At 70.5% G+C, this 397-nt stretch carries 1 pseudogene; it reads right to left on the reverse strand.

The annotated features are described in order from the left end of the window. Positions 1-7: 7 nt before the first annotated feature. Positions 8-397, reverse strand: a pseudogene (locus tag G3I60_RS44235) (transcription termination/antitermination protein NusA); the annotation flags it as partial.

Here is a 397-nt window from a genome sequence, read left to right on the forward strand (position 1 = left end):
TACCGGTTTATTCCCGGCCCGCGCCTCGGACCGCGCTCCGGTCCCGGTCTGTGTCGGAGGACACTTCGGTATCGGGACGGATGTCGATGCGCCAGCCGGTGAGCCGCGCCGCGAGGCGGGCGTTCTGGCCCTCCTTGCCGATGGCCAGCGACAGCTGGTAGTCGGGCACGATCACCCGTGCGGAGCGGGTGTCCCAGTCGACGACCTCGACCTCGCTCACCCGGGCGGGGGACAGCGCGTTCGCGACCATCTCCGCCGGGTCGTCCGACCAGTCGACGATGTCGATCTTCTCGCCGTGCAGCTCGGCCATCACGTTGCGCACGCGGCTGCCCATCGGGCCGATGCCGGCGCCCTTCGGGATCAGGCCCGAGCGGGTGGACCGGACTGCGATCTTGGT

The sequence above is a fragment of the Streptomyces sp. SID13666 genome, assembly GCF_010548325.1.
GTDB lineage: Bacteria > Actinomycetota > Actinomycetes > Streptomycetales > Streptomycetaceae > Actinacidiphila > Actinacidiphila fildesensis.